Below are 18,966 nucleotides of genomic sequence, written 5' to 3'. Positions count from 1 at the left end.
GAATCCGCCCGCTCCGGTGGAGCCCGAATAACAGCAAGATGTCACGGAGGTAGAGCATGAGCACACACTTTCAGAATTCCCGGCGTCGCTTCATGCGCCGCGCGGGATGGGGCCTGCTGGCCGCTGCCGCCACGCCCGCCTGGGTCCGGGCCATGGAGGGCGGTTCCGCGGCCAACAAGGCCAACCCGAATTTCAGGCCCGATGTGGAAATCGACCTGCTGGCGCGGGTGGAAACGCTGTCCATCCTGCCCGGCCAGACGACCCGCGTCTTCCGCTATACCGCCAAGCTGGTGAGCGGCCCCCGCGATACCCTGACCGAGCTGCCGAACAGCTATCTGGGCCCTCTCATCCGCCTGCAGAAGGGCCAGAAGGTCCGCATCAACTTCCACAACCAGCTGCCCGAGTCCAGCATCACCCACTGGCATGGCCTGCATGTGCCGTCCGACATGGACGGGCATCCCATGCATGCCATCGGCCAGGGTCAGACGCGGGTCTACGAGTTCGAGGTGCTGAACCGGGCCAGCCTGAACATCTATCACCCGCATCCCCACGAGGCGACGGCCACCCAGGTGTATTACGGCCTGGCCGGTGGCCTGATCGTCAACGATGCCGAGGAGGCCCGGCTCGGCCTGCCCGCGGGCGAGTACGAGATTCCGGTCGTGATCCAGGATCGCCGCTTCGATGCCAGCAACCAGCTGGTCTACGGCGCGACCATGCATGACCGCATGGTTGGCTATTACGGCGACCGGATTCTGGTCAATGGCCGGCCCGACCTCGAACTGGAGGTGGCCAGCCGAGCCTACCGCCTGCGGGTCATGAACGGTTCCACGGCCCGCATCTACAAGCTCGGCTGGAGCGACGGCACGCCCATCACGGTGATCGGTGTCGATGGCGGCCTGCTGGAAGTCCCCGAGCATCGGCCCTATGTGATGCTGGCTCCGGGCGAGCGTCTGGATATCTGGGCCGACTTCAGCGGGCGTCCCAAGGGCGCGGAATTCACCCTGCGCAGCCTGGCGTTCCGGGGCGTGCTGCCGAAGATGGCCGAGCGCATGATGCAGGGCGGCCAGGGGGGTGGCATGGGCCATGGCATGATGGGCGGTGGCGGCATGGGGCACGGGATGATGGCCGGCGGCCTGCCGGTCGGCAGCGATTTTCCCATCCTCAAGGTGCGCGTCACGCGCGAGATGTCGGACAGCCCCAATCTGCCGACGCATCTCTCCACGATCCGTGCCTTCCGCGTCGCCGACACGGCCAACCCCGGCAAGCCCATTCCCATCGGCATTTCCGAGGGACCGATGTCGATGCTGCTGAACGGCAGGCCCTATGCCAGCAATGATTTCCAGCCGTTCGAGCGCGTTCCGGTCAACACCCTCCAGCTGCTGGAAATTTTCCACGCGCATGGCGGTGGTGGCGGTGGACACGGCGGTGGTGCTGCTGGCGGCGCGGCCGGGCACGGCGCCGCTGCGCCGGAGGTCGGTCAGCCCATGGCGGGTGGTGGCATGGGCCATGGCCGGATGGGCGGCGGTGGCATGGGCATGGGCCACGGGATGATGGGGGGCGGCCCGATGGGTGGTATGGGTCACGGCATGATGGGCGGCATGGCCCCTGGCGGCCAGGAAGGCGGCGGTGCCGGGATGGGTATGGGCGGCGGGATGATGGGGGGCATGGGGATGATGTTTTCCATGGCGCATCCCATCCATCTGCATGGCCAGCAATTCCAGGTGCTCAGCCGCACCATCGGCGCCGAGGAAGCCGAGGATTACGCCACCGTCAAGGATGGTCTCATGAGTTCCGGCTGGAAGGATACCGTGCTGGTCATGCCGGGCGAGAAGGTGCGCATCATCAAGCCCTTCCAGGACTTCAAGGGGCCCTTCATGTACCACTGCCACAATCTGGAGCATGAGGACATGGGCATGATGCGGGAATTCCTCATCGAGTAGGCGATTGGCGATCGCCGGATCTGGCCCGGATCGGAAAGGCGCGGGGATACCCGCGCCTTTTTCCGTTTCAGGCCCGGCTCGCTACGCGCGGCAACCGGTGGCGTGTGCCCTTGGGGTGCGTCACCCGTCCGCCAGCGTCGCGATGCCGGTGATGTCGTCCAGCAACAGTGCGTCCGGCGGCAGGCGGTCCAGATCGCGGGGCTGGAATTTGCCGGTCCGCACCAGGCCACCGCGCATGCCGATGGCCATGGCGCCGGCCACATCGGCTTCCACGTCGTCGCCGATCATCAGGCAGTCGCCGGGCGGCAGGTTGCAGACATCACACAGTTCGCGGAAGAAGTCGGCTGAAGGCTTGCCCATGATGATGGCCTGGCTATCGGCGGCCCACTCGATGGCGCGGATGAAGGCGCCGGCATCCAGCATCCACTCGCCCTGCTCGACGAAGCAGCGGTTCATGCCGATGCCGATGAGCGGCAAGCCCTGCCGGACCAGCTGGAACACCCGGTTCAGGGCGGCATAGCCGAGCGCATCGCGGGCATCGCCCAGCACCACGCAGTCTGGCGGATTGCCGGCGAGGTCGGCGAACAATGGCTGGATGGCAGGATGCACCAGGCAGTATGGCCGCAGGCCTTGGCGCAGCAGGTAGTGGCGGGTGGCCAGCGGCGCCGTGAACAGCTCCTCGTCCGCGATCGTGAAGCCCATCCGGCGTAGCCAGGCCAGCATGTCGAGATGGCTGCGGGTGGCGGTGTTGGTGACGAAGCGCAGCACATGACCGCGCCGGCGGGCGGCCTGCACCGCCGCCACCGCTCCGGGTATCGGTCCCCGGTCGTCGAACAGAACGCCGTTCAGATCCAGGAACAGTCCGCGCATGACACCTCCGCTGCGATTCGTCTGCTGCCGGGGAGCTTATCCCAGGCATTGGCCACGAAAAAGGCTGCGCGAGGCAGCCTCTTTGCAGGTTCCGGGTCTGGCCCCGCCCTCTGGCAGGTTCAATTGACTGACTGGCAGATAACCTCGCTAATACGTAGTCCGCCCTGAAAATCCCCCAAGCTGTTGATCTGATTCGCAGGTCTTCGCCTTGATGGGCGCAGGATTTGCGAGGTATGGTTTTGCGAATACCTGTTTTCTTGCAAATTCCTCCGACACATCCGATGCGCCCAAAGCCTTCACTGCCCCAGACCGGTGAGTTGTTCCGTCCACGTCTTGACGAGCCGATCAACATGAAGCACCCGCTGGTCCGCCTGGCTGGCCTGATCGACTGGGCCGAGATCGAGCGCACGTTCACGGTCTCGTTCACTTCAGGGCGTGGGCGGCCAGCCTTGCCGCCACGCCTGGTGGCAGGCTTGCTCTATCGGCAGCACACCTTCAACGCCTCCGATGAGGCGGTGGTCAACACCTGGGTGTAGAATCCATACTGGCAGTACGTCTGCGGCGAGACCTGCCTGCAAACCGAATTGCCCATCGATCCCAGCAGCCTCACGCGCTGGAGAAAGCGCATCGGCGAAGAAGGTGTGGAGACACTGCTGGCGGCCAGCATCGAGGCGGCCCGGCGTGGTGGCGTCATCCGCAAAGCCAGCCTGCAGCAGGTGATGGTGGACACCACCGTCATGCCCAAGGCCATCGCTCACCCCACCGACAGCCGGCTGCTGGACAAGAGCCGCCAGCATCGGGTCAAGGCAGCCGAGGACAACGGGCTGCGGCTGCGCCAGCACTACAACCGGGTGGCTCCACGGCTGGCCGCACAGATCGGAGGCTATGCACACGCCAGGCAGTTCAAGCGCATGAAGAAGGCCGTGCGCACGCTGCGCACCCGTGTCGCCCGAGTCCACCGTGAGGTGCAGCGCCAGTTGCACCTGCTGCCCGAAGCAGCCAAGGCAAAGGTCCAGGACCTGCTGCAGCGCACCGGCCGCATCCTGACCCAAGGGACGAAGGACAAGAACAAGCTGTACGCCTTGCATGCGCCCGAGGTGGAATGCATCAGCAAGGGAAAAGCCAGGACACCGTACGAATCTGGCGTGAAGGTGAGCATCGCCACCCCATTGAAGGAAGGTCTGGTGGTGGGCATGCGCGCCATGCCGGGCAACCCGTATGACGGCCACACCTTGGCCGAGACGCTGGCGCCAGTGGGCATCCTCACCGGCACGGACAGGGGACCTGCCACGGCCATCGTGGACAAGGGCTATCGGGGCGTGGAGATTGAAGGCGTGCGCATCTTGCGCTCGGGACAACGACGCGGCGTCACCAGGACATTGAAGGCCATGATCACGCGCCGAAGTGCCATTGAGCCGGCGATCGGGCACATGAAGATGGATGGCAGATTGGGCCGCCATCCACTCAAGGGCGCGTTGGGCGATGCGCTGCAGGCGGTGATGTGTAGGGCCGGGCACAACCTGCGCCTGATCCTGGCCGCGCTGCGGCTGTTATGCGCCCGGTTCGGTCTATCCCTCCGAGCGCTCATCGAAGCACGTCTTGCCGCGCAAGGTGACCGCCGATCCGTCGGCTGCTGAAAACTGAATTGTTCAGGGCGGACTACATAACGTGGGGGGATTATGCGCGAGCGTTCAAAGTGGCCGGCTCTTTTCGAGTCGGTTCCGCCCGCGCATAATCCACGTTATGCAAAATGCCGCGCTAGTCGTGACTGGCTGGGTGGTTGTGTTCAGGCGGTGGCGGTTCGCGGTTCGCCGTTGGGTCTTGTGTTCGCGTTGCTCATGGTTATTTGAGTCCGCCGCCTCCCCGCCCACCATGGGCCCGCCTTGCAGGCCTCGCGCTGGCGCGCTGGCCAGGACAGGGGTTGTGCCCCATGGGGCGCTGTGGCTCGTGGGCCCACGGTCGGCGTGTGGCGTCGAGTTCTTTTTGTAATGCAGGGACAGATACCCCAAGGCAGGGTGGCGGCGACTCCGCTTCAGCACAGCCACGTGACGCTCCGCCACCCGGCGCTGGCGCTCGGCCTTGGCATGCGCTTCGGCCAGTTGGACATCGGAGACAAAGGGGATATGGGTGATGACCATGCTGGCCGCGGGCGCGGGCCGGCCGACGGGCAAAGCCCATCCAGAACCTCTCTCCAGCAGCTGGACGCCCCCGCGCTGCACAGCCCAATCGTGTGCCGACGCTCCCGGACGATGTAGCGCTTGACGTCCGCCAGCGTCACCAGAGTGCCAAAGCCGCGCAGGTCGTCATTCCGCGCCAGGCTGTCGCCGCGCTGGTAATTGGTGGTCCCCGGCTCTGGCGGCAGCTGAACCTTCACGCTTGCCATGGTCGGCTTCATTCGCATATCTGCTTTCCTTGTCAGCGCTATGTCGGCATCAAAACAGCTGTTCAGGGACGTCGGGCAAATCGCGGACAAGAAAAAGCCCGGGGAATCCGGGCTGTGCAACGTGTGGGAAAGTGGCGGAAACCGCCATTCGCCTACTGGCAACAGGTCAGCCACTCCGCATGGTCGTTGCGGCGGCCGTAGACATAGTCGAAATAGAGGCTTTGCAGTTTCTCGGTGATGGGCCCGCGGGTGCCGCTGCCGATGGAGCGGCCGTCGAGTTCGCGTATTGGCGTGACCTCGGCGGCGGAGCCGGTGAAGAAGGCTTCGTCCGCCACGTACACCTCGTCGCGGGTGATGCGCTTTTCCTGGACCTCCAGGCCCTGCTCGGTGGCGATCGTGATGATCGTCTCGCGGGTGATGCCTTCCAGCGCGCTGGTCAGATCCGGGGTGTAGAGCTTGCCCTTGCGGACGATGAAGATGTTCTCGCCGCTGCCCTCGGCGACATAGCCTTCGTGGTCCAGCAGCAGGGCCTCGTCGCAGCCGCACTCCACCGCTTCGCGTACGGCGAGGATGGAGTTGACGTAGTTGCCGTTGGCCTTGGCCTTGCACATCTGGCTGTTGACGTGGTTGCGGGTATAGGAGGAGGTCCGCACCTTGATGCCGCGCGCCATGTTCTCCTCACCGAGGTAGCTGCCCCAGGACCAGGCGGCGACCATCACGTGGACCTTGATGCCCTTGGCATGCAGGCCCATGGCCTCGGCGCCGAAGAAGGCCATCGGCCGGATATAGGCGCTGGCCAGTTGATTGCGGCGGATGGCCTCGCGGTGCGCCTGGTCCAGGGTGTCCTTGTCGAAGGGCATGGGCATGCCCATGATGTGCGCCGAGCGGAACAGTCGGTCGGTGTGGTCGCGCAGGCGGAAGATGGCCGGGCCTCTGGCCGTCTCGTAGGCGCGCAGGCCCTCGAACACGCCGCAGCCGTAGTGCAGGGTGTGGGTCAGGACGTGGACCTTGGCCTCGCGCCAGGGCAGCCATTCGCCGTCCAGCCAGATGACGCCGTCTCTGTCATCCATCGACATGGTTGGTTCTCCGAATCGGTTGGGAAAAGGATGTTGTCGCGGCGGTCCGGATTCCCGGCGGCGTCGCTTTCAGCCGACCATGATGGCGTTCCAGATGTGCCGTACCCGTGACCGTTCCGCTTCGAACTCGGATGCCGGGGCGCGGGCCGGGGTTTCCTGCAGGGCGGCGCGATGCACGCGATCGCGGTACTGGCAGTAGGCCTGTTTCAGGAAGGCGGCGTCGTCCGGCGTCACGAACCCGGCCGTCGCCAGGCTCTCCAGCAGTCTCACCACATCGGTCCATTCCGTCAGTCCGGCGCACGCATGGGCCCGCGAAAGAACGCCGAATTGTACTAGAAACTCGATATCCACGATACCGCCGGCATCCTGTTTGAGGTCGAACACATCCGCCTCGCCGGCGCCCAGGGTGTCGCGCATTTTCTCCCGCATCTCGCGCACGTCCCGGCGCAGCGATTCGAGCTCGCGGACGCGGCACAGCGAGCGTTGCCGGATGCTGCCGAAGCGTTCGCCGACCCGGGTGTCGCCCGCCACGAAACGGGCCTTGACCAGCGCCTGCTGTTCCCAGGTCCAGGCTTCCTGCATCTGGTAGGTGGCGAAGGCGTCGATTCTGCTGACCAGCAGTCCCGAGCTGCCGGAGGGACGCAGCCGCAGATCGGTCTCGTAGAGCACGCCGGCCGGGGTGTTGGTCGTCAGCAGGTGGATCAGCCGCTTGCCGAGCCGGGCGAAAAATTCGGCCACCGTGACCGGCTTTGCGCCATCGGTCTGGGCCAGTCCGTCGCCGTCGTAGAGAAAGACGAGATCCAAGTCGGAGCCATAGCCGAGCTCCAGTCCGCCCAGCTTGCCGTAGGCGATGACGCCGAAGCCGTCGGGCTCGTCGGGGCGTGCGCCGGGGGGCACGCCGTGGCGCTGCGCGGTCATGCGCCAGGCATGGCGCATGACGCTGTCGACCACGGTTTCGGCGAGATAGCTCAGGTAATCGCTGACCACCATCAGCGGGATGGCGCCGGAGATGTCCGCCGCCGCCACGCGCAGGACATTGGCCTGCTTGAACTGGCGCAGGGCGATCATCAGGGCCTCGGGATCGTCCACCTCGATGGAGGCCAGCCGGTGGGTAAGTTCCCGGCGCAGTTCCTCGCGGGTCAGCGGCCGGTAGAGGCTGCGGGGGTCCAGCAGCTCATCCAGCAGCAGCGGATGGCGGGCGATGGCATTGCCGATCCAGGGGCTGGCGGCTGCCAGCTTGACCAGCTGCTCGCGGGCCGGCGGATTCTCCGCCAGCAGGGTCAGGTACACGTTGCGGCTGGCGATGGCCTCGATCAGGCCCAGCAGGCGCTCCAGGGTCTGCAGCGGCGCCGCCGTGCGGGCAGCAGCCCGGATCAGCTCCGGCAGAACCCGCCGCAGTTCCGCCTCGCCGCGCGCGGTCAGCTTGCGGATGGCATGCGTATCATGGAAGGCGCCCAGCAGCGGCAGCGCCCCGGCCGTATCGGCAAAGCCCAGCGTGGCCAGGCTGGCGGCGATCTGCCCGGGTTCGCCGGTCAGGGCCGGCACGGCGGCTTCCTCGTTCTGGCCGCCGGCGACGACCTCCCGGAAAATCGCATGTACCTGCTCACGGACGCCGTCCAGCGCCGCCTTGAAGCCGTCCCAGTCGGCGTGACCGAGCGCATGGGCGATGGCCAGACGCTCCTCCGGCGCCGTCGGCAGGTCATGGGCCTGGCGGTCGGCGTATTGCTGCAGGCGGTTTTCCACCGTGCGCAGGTAGCGGTAGGCATGTGCCAGCGTGGCCACCGAGGCCGCCGGCATCAGGCCGAGTTCGCCGAGCCGCGCCAGCACGGCCTGGATGCGGCGCTCCCGCAGGCCCTTCTCGTGGCCGCCACGGATCAGCTGGAAGGCCTGGCCGATAAACTCGATCTCGCGGATGCCGCCGGGCCCCAGCTTGACGTTTTCCTGGCGGTCCTTGCGCACCAGCTCGGCGGTGATCTTGCGCTTCAGCTCGCGCAGTTCGCCCAGTGCCCGGTAATCGAGGTAGCGGCGGTAGACGAAGGGCTGCAGGAACGCCTCCAGCTCCCGTCCGGCCTCGAGGTCGCCCGCCAGCGCGCGCGCCTTGACCATGGCGTAGCGCTCCCATTCGCGGGCCTGGCTCTGATAGTAGGTTTCCAGCGCATCGAAGCTCATGACCAGCGGCCCGGAATCGCCGAACGGCCGCAGCCGCGTATCGACGCGGAAGACGAAGCCGTCCTCGGTGATGGCATCGATGACCTTGACCAGGTTGCGCGCCAGTCGGGTGTAGAACTCGACATAGCTGGTCTGGCGGCGGTCCTGGAGTTCGCCATCGTCGCGGAAGGCGAAGATGAGGTCGATGTCCGAGGAGAAGTTGAGCTCCCAGGCGCCGAGCTTGCCCATGCCCAGCACCACCAGGTTCTGCGGTTGTCCGCGCTGGTTGCATGGCGTCCCGCGCGCCGCGCAGGCCTGCCGGAACAGGCATTCCAGCGCCGCCTGCACGCAGTGCTCGGCCAGCAGCGAGACATCCGCCAGCGTCTCGTTCAGCGGCGCCCAGCCGGCGATGTCGCGCCAGGCGATGCGGACCATTTCCCGGTTGCGGAAGCGCCGCAGCGTCGCCATCAGGCCAGGCTCGTCGTCGACCCCGGCCAGGGCCTCGGCTAGCAGTCCGGCGTATTCGTGCTCGCCCCGGGCACGCCGCAGCCGCCCGCTGTCGACCAGCTGCCGCAGCAGCGCCGGGCGGCGGATGCACTGACCGGCGACGAACGGGCTGGCCGCCCACACCGCGGGCAGGCTGGCCAGGATGGCCGCCGGCAGCGCGGGGGCGTCGTCGCCGGCGTTCTCGCACCAGGACGACCAGACCAGCCGGACGCCCGGTTGCAGCGACTCGGGCAGGTTCTCGATGGGGGGCAGGTTTTCGCTCATGCGGCAGGGGCTGGGTGAGGGTGGCGGGGTGGGGCGGTCGCCGGCATCGGTCGGGAACCGGGGTCCGCATCAAGGGCGGGTGGCGTCACCGGCCGTCGAAGGCGGGCGTGAACAGGCCGAAGAAGTCCGAGTGCCCGGACCGCCCGGCGCGCAGCTCGGCCAGCGCCCGGTCGGCTTCCTCCTTCAGCTTGAGATCGGAAATCCTGAGGCTCTCGCGGATCGGCGCATGGCTGGCTTTCCCCAGATAGTGTCGGGCCCTGTCCATGTCGCCGGCATCGAGATGGTATTCGCCGTAGAAGTAGTTGGTGTCGATCGCATCGGGGTAGAGCCGGAGCCCGGCCTCCAGATATTGCCGGGCCAGCTGCTTGTCGCCGTAGAGTATCGGCCAGCCCGGCAGGCGCCGGTAGAGGTTGCCCAGCGTCACATAGGCAGCGCCGTCCAGCGCGGGAGGGTCGAGGTCGATGGCCTGTTGCAGCAGGACGCGGGCCAGTTCGAGCATGTCCAGGGTGTCCAGTCCCAGGGCCGAGGCGCTGTAGGTGCAGAGGATGATGGCCTCGACGATCCGCGGTTCGGCCCGGCCGGGATGCCGGGCCCTGAGCTGGCGGACACGGTCGAGCAGCCCCTTGTAGCGCCCGGAGCGCTGCTCCCGCGGCGCCTCGTAGAAGACACTCGCCCACTCCCCCTGCAGGGCACGGGATTCGGTCTCGACCGCATCCGGGGACCTGGCCAGGCCGGGATGGGCCGCCAGCAGCAGGCAGACCGCCGCCAGCCATCCGCTTGCCCGGCGCCGGATGGCGAGGCCTGCCGTCCGGCCGGCGCGCGTCAGCGAGGGCGGAAGGTCGGGGCCGGCCATCGATCGCTCAGGCCGCCACGGCCAGGTTGACGATCGCGCCCAGCCCGGCGCGCAGTTCCGCCAGGCTGATGCGGCCATCGTGATCGGCGTCCATGGCGTCGAACACGGCATCGGTGCCCAGCCATTCCTCGCGGCTGACGTGACCGTCGCCGTTGACGTCGTAGATCGCGAACAGGTCGCCGGCCGGCCGGGCCAGGGCGGTGTCGCCCTCCAGCTGGCGCAGGCGCTGGGCCAGCAGGGCCTCGGTCTGTTCGAGCGCCCTGGCGAAGCCCTGGATACCCTCGGCCAGCTTGTCGGAGGCCATGCGATCGGCGGCGTGCAGGCGGTCGAAGGTGTCCTTGTCGACGTGGATGCGCTCCAGTTCGGCGTCGGCTTCCGCGGCGGGATCAAGCTTGCGCGCCAGCGTGCCGGTTGCCGATTCCAGTTCCTTGAGCAGGGCCGGCGAGATGGTCAGCAGGTCGCAGCCGGCCAGTTCGAGGATTTCGCCGGCGTTGCGGAAGCTGGCGCCCATGACTTCGGTCGGGTAGCCGAATTTCTTGTAGTACCGGTAGATCTGGGTCACCGAGCGCACGCCCGGGTCCTCGGCCGGGGCGAAGTCCTTGCCGGTCTCCTTCCGGTACCAGTCGAGGATACGGCCGACGAAGGGCGAGATCAGGGTCACCCCGGCCTCGGCGGCGGCGATGGCCTGATGCAGGCCGAACAGCAGCGTCAGGTTGCAGTGGATGCCCTCCGCTTCCAGCTGTTCGGCGGCGCGGATGCCCTCCCAGGTCGAGGCGATCTTGATCAGTACTCGCGCGCGGTCGATGCCCGCCGCCTCGTACTGGGCGATGATGTGGCGCGCCTTGGCGACGGTGCCCTCGGTGTCCCAGGACAGCCGGGCGTCCACCTCGGTCGAGACGCGGCCGGGGATGATGTCCAGGATGCGCTGGCCGAAACGGATGGCCAGCCGGTCGAAGGCGGCCGCGACCACGGCCTGGGAGGTGGCATCGGCACCCAGGGTATGGCGCGCCTCGCACAGGGTCTCGTCGACCAGCTCCCGGTATTCCGGCATCTGCGCCGTGGCGGCGATCAGGGACGGGTTAGTGGTGGCATCGCGTGGCCGGTACTGGCGGATCGACTGGAAGTCGCCGGTGTCGGCGACCACCACGGTCATGGCACGCAGTTGTTCGAGCAGGGATGGGGTCATGGTCGGCTCCGGGGGTCAGCGGTCACGTTCGAACCAGAATTTCATGCCGATGATAGCCGTAGACAGGATCAGGGTGATGCCGTTCGCCAGCACGATGGGCGCGGCGCGGATGGCGATGCCGTAGATCAGCCACAGCAGCACGCCTAGGCTGAACAGCAGGAACATGCCGGTCGATATGTCGCCGGCCGAGCGGGAGCGCCAGGTCTTCAGCACCTGCGGGACGAAGGAAAGGGTGGTCAGGGTGCCGGCGATGGTGCCGATCAGGTCAGTGTTTTCCATGCGGCGTGGGCTCTTGTCGCGGACCGGCAAGGGTGTGGCGGGGGCGTGTCATCAAGGCGGTGCGACTAGCTGGACGATCGTCGCGGCCGCCGATCCCGGTCTGGCCGGGGATGCCCCGGCCGGGTTGCCATCATAGAGGGCATGGGCGGCCTGGGTCGAGGGCGTCGGCGCGGTCGAGGCGGCGATGCCCGGCAACTCGGCCGCCATCAGGATCGACGATGCCGCGCCCCGGCGCCGGGACGGATGCCCGCGCTGCCGTGGGCGCGATGGCCGTTTCAGCCGTTGATGACGCGGAGCGCCGCCCGGTTGCACTGGCTCATGACCCCGGGCAGGTCCAGGGTGGTGATCCGGCCCTCCTTGACGATGGTGCGACCGTTGATGACGGTATACGCCGCCCGGACCGGGGCGCAGAACACCAGGGACGCGACCGGGTCGCTCATGCTGCCGCCGGCGAAGCTGATCTGGTTGAGGCCGACGGCGAAGCAATCGGCGCACTTGCCGGGCTCCAGCGAGCCGACGTCGTCCCGGCCCAGCACCGCCGCGCCGCCCAGCGTGGCAATCTCCAGCACCTCGCGGGCGCTCAGCCACTGCTTGCTGTCGGTGGGCGGACCGCCCGCCGTGCGGGACAGGTTCAGTCGCGCCAGCAGCAGGGCCTGCCGCGCCTCGCCGAGCATGTGCGAACCGTCGTTGCTGGAGGCGCCGTCCACGCCCAGGCCCACGTTGACCCCGGCCTGCCGGTATTTCCAGACCGGGGCGATGCCCGAGGCCAGGCGCATGTTGGAGCAGGGGCAGTGGGCCACGCCGCAGCCGGTCCTGGCGAACATGGCGATTTCAGCGTCGTTGATGTGCACCGCGTGGGCGAACCAGACATCCCGACCGACCCAGCCGAGCCTTTCCATGAGTGCCGCCGGCCTCAGGCCATATTTCTCCAGCGTGAAGCGTTCCTCGTCGGGAGATTCGGCCAGGTGGGTGTGCAGCCTGACCTTGTAGTGCCGCGCCATCCTGGCGGACTCGATCATCAGGTCGGCCGTCACCGAGAACGGTGAACAGGGCGCCAGCACGATGCGGGTCATCGCGCCGGGTCTGGCGTCGTGATGGGTTTCGATGACGCGCTGGCAGTCCCTGAGGATCGCCGGCTCTGCCTCGACGCAGCTGTCCGGCGGCAGGCCGCCCCTGGAGGCACCCAGCGACATGCTGCCGCGCGAGGCATGGAAGCGTACGCCCACTTCGGCGGCGGTCTGGATGGCGTCGTCGAGCGTGCAGCCATTGGGGAAGAGATACTGCTGGTCGAAGACCGTGGTGCAGCCCGACAAGGCCAGCTCGGCGAGGCCGACCCGGATGGCCAGCTTGACGTCCTCCGGCTGCATCCGGGCCCACATCGGATAGAGCACCTTCAGCCAGTTCCAGACGTTGCCGTCCTGGGCGGCGGGCACCACGCGGGTCAGGTGCTGGTAGAGGTGATGATGGGTATTGACCAGGCCCGGCAAGAGCAGGTGGTCCTTGAGGTCCAGCACCTCGTCGGCGGTCTTCGGCAGCTGGCTGCTGGGGCTGACCTGCCGGATGATGCCGTTCTCGATGTAGAGGCCGCCGTCGGGGATTTCCCGCCGCTGCGCGTCCATGGTGACCATGACGCTGGCGTTCCTGACCAGCATCGTGCGCGGACGCTGGCCCGCATGCGTGCCGGTCTCGGCTTGCTGCGGCCTGCCGGCGGCCTCGGCGCGCGTGCCCGCCAGCACAAGGCCGGTGGCCGCCACCGGCCCGGCTGCCAGAAAGCCCCGGCGCGACATGCCGGTGGCTTTGTCGGGCAGGGCGCTGGCGGCATTTTGCTGGGTGTCGTCGCGGCTCATCATCGTGATTCCTGGATTGGGTGATAGGGGACGCCTGCCGGCGCATCGGCGATGGTGCGTCAGGTGAGGCGCTCCGCTGAAATTCTGCCGATATCGATCCACACCGGCTTTCCCCGGGGCCGCCCGATGCGCCGGCGTTCCCGATCGCAGCATGCGCCCACGGGTCTGGCCGGCAGCCTGGCACGGCGGTGGCCGGCCGGGAACCGGCCATGGCATCGTCTCCCGCCTGGAAATGCGTGACAAATATCGATTAACCCGTAGTCTGTGGCGTAACCTGCGCCTGCCACCCGGATTCCGGCGAGCAAAGGGCCGCAGCCGGGCCGGCGTCCCTTCCGGCTCCACCGCCTTATCCAGAAAACAGCGATTGCGAGGAAATCTTATGCGTCAATGCGACATCGGTCTGATCGGTCTCGCGGTCATGGGCGAGAATCTGGTTCTCAACATGGCATCCAAGGGCTTCAGCGTCGCGGTCTACAACCGCACCACGGCGGTAACCGACAGGTTCGCCGAGGGCCGCGCCAAGGGCAAGGCCATCGTGCCCTGCCGAACGCTGGAGGCATTCGTCGGCGCCCTGGCCAGGCCGCGCAAGGTGCAGATCATGGTCAAGGCCGGCGCGCCGGTCGATGCGGTGATCGAGCAGCTCATCCCGCTGCTGGAGCCGGGTGACATCATCATCGACGGCGGCAATTCGCTGTGGACGGATACCCAGCGCCGGGAAAAATACCTGAAGGACAAGGGCCTGCACTTCTTCGGCGTTGGCGTCTCCGGCGGTGAGGAAGGCGCGCTGAAGGGCCCGAGCATCATGCCGGGCGGTTCCGCCGAGGGCTGGCAGGCCATCGCGCCGATCTATACCCGCATCGCCGCGGTGGCCGAAGGCGAGCCCTGCTGCCGGCACATGGGCACCGACGGTGCGGGCCATTACGTCAAGATGGTGCACAACGGCATCGAGTACGGCGACATGCAGCTGATCTGCGAGGCCTACGCCATCCTGCAGGCGACGCTGAACCCCAGCGCCGATGAACTGGCGGGTATTTTCGCCGAATGGAACCGGGGCGAGCTGGATTCCTTCCTGATCGACATCACCGCGAAGATCTTCACCCGCAAGGATCCGGAAACCGGCCGGCCGCTGGTGGACCTGATCGTCGACAAGGCCGGCCAGAAGGGCACCGGCAAGTGGACGGTGGGCCATGCCACCGAGATGGCGGTGCCGCTGTCGGTGATCGCCAGCGCGGTCGAGGCGCGCATCCTCAGTTCGCTGAAGGCCGAACGGGTGGCGGCTTCCCAGGTGTTGCCCGGCCCGGCCGTGACGCCCTATGCCGGCGACCGGCAGGCGCTGATCGACGCGGTGCGCGACGCGCTCTACGCCAGCAAGATCATCAGCTACGCCCAGGGTTTCGTGCAACTGGGCGCGGCCTCGGCGCTGTACGGCTGGCATCTCAATTTCGGCGACATCGCCTCGATCTGGCGCGGCGGCTGCATCATCCGGGCGCGCTTCCTCAACCGCATCACCGAGGCCTACCGCCGCGATCCGGCCCTCAAGAACCTGATCCTCGACCCCTATTTCCGCGACATCATCGTCCAGTCCCAGGCCAACTGGCGTCAGGTCGTCCAGCTGGCCATCGGCCACGGGGTTGCCGCGCCGGCCTTCTCCGCGGCCCTGGCCTATTTCGACAGCTACCGGGCGGAGCGACTGCCGGCCAACCTGCTGCAGGCCCAGCGCGACTATTTCGGCGCGCACACCTACGAGCGCCTCGACAAGCCGGAAGGGGAGCACTTCCATACCGAGTGGTTCTGATCCCCGTCGGGATCGCCGGGCCGGGTACCTGTCCCAATCCTGGGCGGGTCCGCCCGCAAAGCGTGCAGCGGCCGGTCGGACCACCGGCGCCAGCGGCCTGCCGGTACCGGGGAGCTGCCGCCGGGGGCTGATCCGAAGCAGGCCCGAATCCTGCTTGGGTCCTCGTGACCGCCGCTCGCAAGGCTGGCCTGCCCGCGTCGCGTCACCCCCCACAGCTTGCCGGAGCCCCGCCCCGTGGACATCAAGTCGACCCTTGGCCTCAAGACGCCGAATCCTGCCGCCGCCGAGGACAGCCGCGACCGCCACCTGCTGAACATCAACCTGAAGCTGGCGGCGGTCGGCCAGCCGATCTGCGAGCAGGTCGACAGCGGCGAATTTCTCAGCGTGACCCGCGACCTGGTCGACAGCTACCTGGCCCAGGCCCGGCTGATCCCGGAGTACCTCTGCCCGGCCGACCAGCGCATCCAGGACTTCCTCGACCGCTATATCCGCGGCCTGGGACTGGCGTCGGTGCCGCGCCTGCCGTCCACCACTCTGGTGCTGCACCGCTACGGCATCGCCCGCGAGCTGTCGCTGCCGCCCCACGGCGATACCTTTGCCTCCGACATCGTCAAGAGCTACCGGGTCCGCCAGGGCATCCTGCACAACACCCTGCGCGACCGCCGCACCACCGAGGGGTCCTTTCACATCGCCGACGGCGGGTTGCCGATTCCCGGCGACAAGCAGGCGGTGCCCGGCATCGCCTTCGCCCGCATGCTGGATGCCGCCCTGAATCCGCCGGTGGAACTGATGCGGCTGCCCTTCACCGCCAACGAGGAGGTATCGGCGGAGATCTTCGTGTCGCTGCTGATTCGGCCGCCGGTCTGCCCGGAGGTGCCGGGCCGCTGGCCGCAGAAGAGCATGGAGATCCGCTTCTTCGCCCCGGGCGGCATGGTGTCCAACCTGGATTTCGTCGAAAGCATCTTCGGCAATGCCGGCAATCCCTACCTGCCCGACAACGACGCCGGCCTGGATGTCGACCACTGGACCGGGCATACCGGCTGCGTGCTGCTGGCGCCGCACATCCTCGGCATGACCAAGAAGGCGCTGGGGCTGCCGCATGCCGACCGCGCCACGCCGCGCCAGATCGCCGACGGCATGTTCTGGCGCGAGCCGGACGAGCCCTACAACGACGGCAGGCCCTTCAAGATCACCGCGCGCGACGCCTCGGGCGTGATCGTGACCCTGCTGACCGACAACTACTTCGGCTACTGCAAGAAGGAGGTCAAGACCCAGATCGGCTTCGCCGCCAACCTGTTCGGGCTGGCCGAGGAGGAGCATGCCGGCGGCGCTCTCACCTTCCCGCGCCACAACCATGGCGAGGAGTTCGGCGCCGACAACCGCAACCGCAAGACGCATCACAGCTTTGCCGAGGTGACGGCGCTGTTCGGCGATCTGATGGAGGTCAAGCCCGAGGGCTACGGTATCGACAAGCGCTTCCCGGCGCTCGTCTACGTGCCGGAGAACACCCAGTTCGACCTCAACCGGCAGCTGCTGAGCTGGCAGCGCGACGGGCTCACGCATACCCTCAAGCTACAGCCGCGGTTCACCTACATGCTGCCCAGCGGCTACAAGCTCAACATGGAAAAGCATCCCTCGGCGCCGTCCTGGCGGCTGGTCGGCACCGATGCCGAGGGTGTGTTCTGCCACAAGCCCTGCACCGTTTCGGGTGGCGGCAAGTCGGAAATCTCCAAGTCGATCGGCAACGCGGTGCTGTTCGGCCCCATGTTCGTCAACGACCTGCATGCCGATCTCGACCAGGTGCGGGCGATCTTCGAGCGCGACTACCGCGACCGCTTCCTGCCGGGGCTCGCGCTCAACGAGGAGGAGCAGCTGGACCTGCCCCTGCTCAGCCTCGACCGCAGCCTGGGGTCGGTCATTCGCGTTCTCACCGCCTCCGCCAACCGCTACACGCCCGACTACAACGCCTGGCTGGACAGCATCCCCAACCGTATCAAGTCGATGGTGTTCATGATCAAGCGCTTCTACAAGCCGGAGTGGGGGACGGACTGGCGCCGGCACTTCAGCGTCGACTTCATCAACGGCAGCCCGGGCAACGAGCTCAAGCTGGACGACCGTCCGCTGGTGGCGTCCTATCTCAGGGTGGGATTCGAGCCTGACGGTGCCTGGCGTGTCTTCAAGCTGCGGCAGGACTACATCCCGGCCGCGAAGGTGCAGATGGAGGACGACATCACCGTTGCGGTGGTGACCCCCATCCGCCATCTCAGGTATCCGCCGGCCCTGCCCAATCCCTGCGTCAAGCTGACCCTGAACTGCGAGTACCGCCTGTTCCAGCGGCCCGACGACGCCGTGCACCGGGGGCTGGATGCGCAGGCCGAGCGCGACCTGGCCGAGCCCGGCAACTTCCTGTCCAACTTCGAGCCGCTGGGCATCGCCCAGGTCCGCGGCCTGGTCGAGGACGTGATCGGCTTCGACCGCTACAGCGCGCCGATGCGGGACTTTCTCCGGCTGGCGACCGCTGCGGGGCAGGGCTATGCCGTGTCGTCCGCCCATCCGCGCCTGGTCGGCGGCAGGCCCAGCCAGAATCCGCGCTACCTGCAGCTGCGGCCCGATCTGGCCGACGAGTTTCCCAGCCATGTCGCCGTCATGGGCGCGCGCCTGCAGCGCCGGGTGCCGGCGCACGAGCCGGTGGTATCCCCGGTCACCGCCGTCCTGGCGGGCCGGCGCAACAATCCGCCAGATCCCAAATCCGGCCTGCGCCCTCTGTGCGTCTACAACCCCATCCACTACCAGGAACTGCCCGAGCTGTTCATGGACTTCATCTGCAGCGTCACCGGCAAGTCGCCCTCGACCACCGGCGCGGGCAGCGAGGGGGCGCTGACCAAGGGACCGTTCAACGCGCTCAGGGCCACGGCCGACCTCAACAACGCCCTGGTGTCGATGATCCTGACCGGCTACGGCGGTTTCAGCAGCGCCGCCGGGCATGTCGGCCCCGGCATGCGCATCGATCACGACATCAGCCTGCTGGTGCCGGAAATCTGGTCGCGGCTGCCGCCCGCCCTGCGCGATCCGGCGGCGCTGATGGCCGAGGGCTTCCTGGACCGGGTCGAGGATTTCGACTACCAGGGCCGGACCGTGCTGGCCAGCCGGCTTGGCTACCGCATCAATTCGCATTTCGTCCACCGCTTCTGCGGCGCCATCTTCGATGCCTCGACCACGGTGCTGGCCGAGGCCATGCTCAAGCCCGAGACCCAGGATCTCGCCTGCTTCGTCGATGGCGTCGACAACATCGTCGAGGCGCAGCGACGGGTGGCCCTGGCCTATCTGCACGACCGCAGCATCGAGGATGCCTGTCCGCCGCTGGAGGCGCTGCTGTGGATCATGGCGACCGGCGACTACCGGGGCATGGACATCCACCACCCCGGCATCCGCCGGCTGTTCACCCGCGAGCACCTGCTGGCTTCCGACTGGTACCGCCAGCGCCTGGCGGTCAAGCAGGTGCGGGACATGGACCTGTGCCAGCGGCATATCCGCTATCTGCGCCATTTCATGGAGCAGCCGGGGCATCGGCACTATGTGCGCAAGCTGCGCCTGCAGGAGCGGCTCGACCGGGCCCTGCGCCAGCTGGCCGAGGTCAGCGATCCCCAATACCTGGAGACGCTGACCGGCACCATCGGCGCCGATCCCATGTCGTGCGTGCCGTGCGGGCCGGCCGGCAGCCCGTTGCAGCGGGTGGCGGCGTCCGGCCGCGTCCGTTCCTGGATGAACCTCCCGGCGCCCGGACTCAGGACCTGAGCGGCGGGCGGGGACGCCGCCGC

The 18,966-nt window shown here is 67.5% G+C and carries 10 protein-coding genes and 1 pseudogene; 4 read left to right on the top strand and 7 right to left on the bottom strand.

Annotated features, from left to right (window positions below):
• Positions 1-56 precede the first annotated feature (56 nt).
• Positions 57-1,940 carry a multicopper oxidase family protein gene (locus ACH5N8_RS13430; protein WP_483281685.1) on the top strand — a complete coding sequence of 628 codons (1,884 nt, stop codon included), beginning with the start codon at positions 57-59 and terminating at the stop codon, positions 1,938-1,940.
• Positions 1,941-2,060: 120 nt separating this feature from the next.
• On the opposite strand, the gene ACH5N8_RS13425 is transcribed toward ACH5N8_RS13430, so the two are convergent.
• On the bottom strand, positions 2,061-2,810 hold the full coding sequence (locus ACH5N8_RS13425) for a TIGR01458 family HAD-type hydrolase (protein WP_460027247.1): 750 nt from the start codon (positions 2,808-2,810) through the stop codon (positions 2,061-2,063).
• Positions 2,811-3,091: 281 nt separating this feature from the next.
• Between ACH5N8_RS13425 and ACH5N8_RS13420 the strand changes: the two are divergent.
• Positions 3,092-4,447: pseudogene (locus ACH5N8_RS13420) on the top strand (IS5 family transposase).
• A gap of 898 nt (positions 4,448-5,345) precedes the next feature.
• Here the strand turns inward: ACH5N8_RS13420 and ACH5N8_RS13415 are convergent.
• The 6 genes from ACH5N8_RS13415 to ACH5N8_RS13390 all read right to left on the bottom strand — a co-directional run bounded on the left by ACH5N8_RS13415 (position 5,346) and on the right by ACH5N8_RS13390 (position 13,356).
• Positions 5,346-6,269, bottom strand: a complete 924-nt coding sequence (locus ACH5N8_RS13415) for a branched-chain amino acid transaminase (protein ID WP_483281684.1) — start codon at positions 6,267-6,269, stop codon at positions 5,346-5,348.
• Between the two features lie 69 nt (positions 6,270-6,338).
• Positions 6,339-9,188, bottom strand: a complete 2,850-nt coding sequence (glnE, locus tag ACH5N8_RS13410; protein ID WP_483281683.1) for a bifunctional [glutamate--ammonia ligase]-adenylyl-L-tyrosine phosphorylase/[glutamate--ammonia-ligase] adenylyltransferase — start codon at positions 9,186-9,188, stop codon at positions 6,339-6,341.
• Between the two features lie 85 nt (positions 9,189-9,273).
• A complete protein-coding gene (locus tag ACH5N8_RS13405) occupies positions 9,274-10,041 on the bottom strand; it encodes a tetratricopeptide repeat protein (protein WP_483281682.1) in 768 nt (255 codons plus the stop codon).
• Positions 10,042-10,048: 7 nt separating this feature from the next.
• The gene (locus tag ACH5N8_RS13400) at positions 10,049-11,227 is read right to left on the bottom strand and encodes a transaldolase (RefSeq protein WP_483281681.1); all 1,179 of its coding nucleotides are present in this window, start codon (positions 11,225-11,227) and stop codon (positions 10,049-10,051) included.
• 15 nt (positions 11,228-11,242) lie between these two features.
• A complete protein-coding gene (locus ACH5N8_RS13395) occupies positions 11,243-11,506 on the bottom strand; it encodes a SemiSWEET family sugar transporter (RefSeq protein ID WP_483281680.1) in 264 nt (87 codons plus the stop codon).
• 275 nt (positions 11,507-11,781) lie between these two features.
• The gene (locus ACH5N8_RS13390; protein WP_483281679.1) at positions 11,782-13,356 is read right to left on the bottom strand and encodes an 8-oxoguanine deaminase; all 1,575 of its coding nucleotides are present in this window, start codon (positions 13,354-13,356) and stop codon (positions 11,782-11,784) included.
• Between the two features lie 376 nt (positions 13,357-13,732).
• Here ACH5N8_RS13390 and gnd point away from each other — a divergent pair, with 376 nt between their 5' ends.
• Both gnd and ACH5N8_RS13380 read left to right on the top strand, forming a co-directional pair.
• On the top strand, positions 13,733-15,148 hold the full coding sequence (gnd, locus tag ACH5N8_RS13385) for a decarboxylating NADP(+)-dependent phosphogluconate dehydrogenase (protein ID WP_483281678.1): 1,416 nt from the start codon (positions 13,733-13,735) through the stop codon (positions 15,146-15,148).
• A gap of 234 nt (positions 15,149-15,382) precedes the next feature.
• The gene (locus ACH5N8_RS13380; RefSeq protein WP_483281677.1) at positions 15,383-18,943 is read left to right on the top strand and encodes a PPi-type phosphoenolpyruvate carboxykinase family protein; all 3,561 of its coding nucleotides are present in this window, start codon (positions 15,383-15,385) and stop codon (positions 18,941-18,943) included.
• Positions 18,944-18,966 lie beyond the last annotated feature (23 nt).

It is taken from the genome of Methyloparacoccus sp. NF-16 (assembly GCF_056880625.1).
This window is presented reverse-complemented; position numbering and strand designations above follow the sequence as displayed.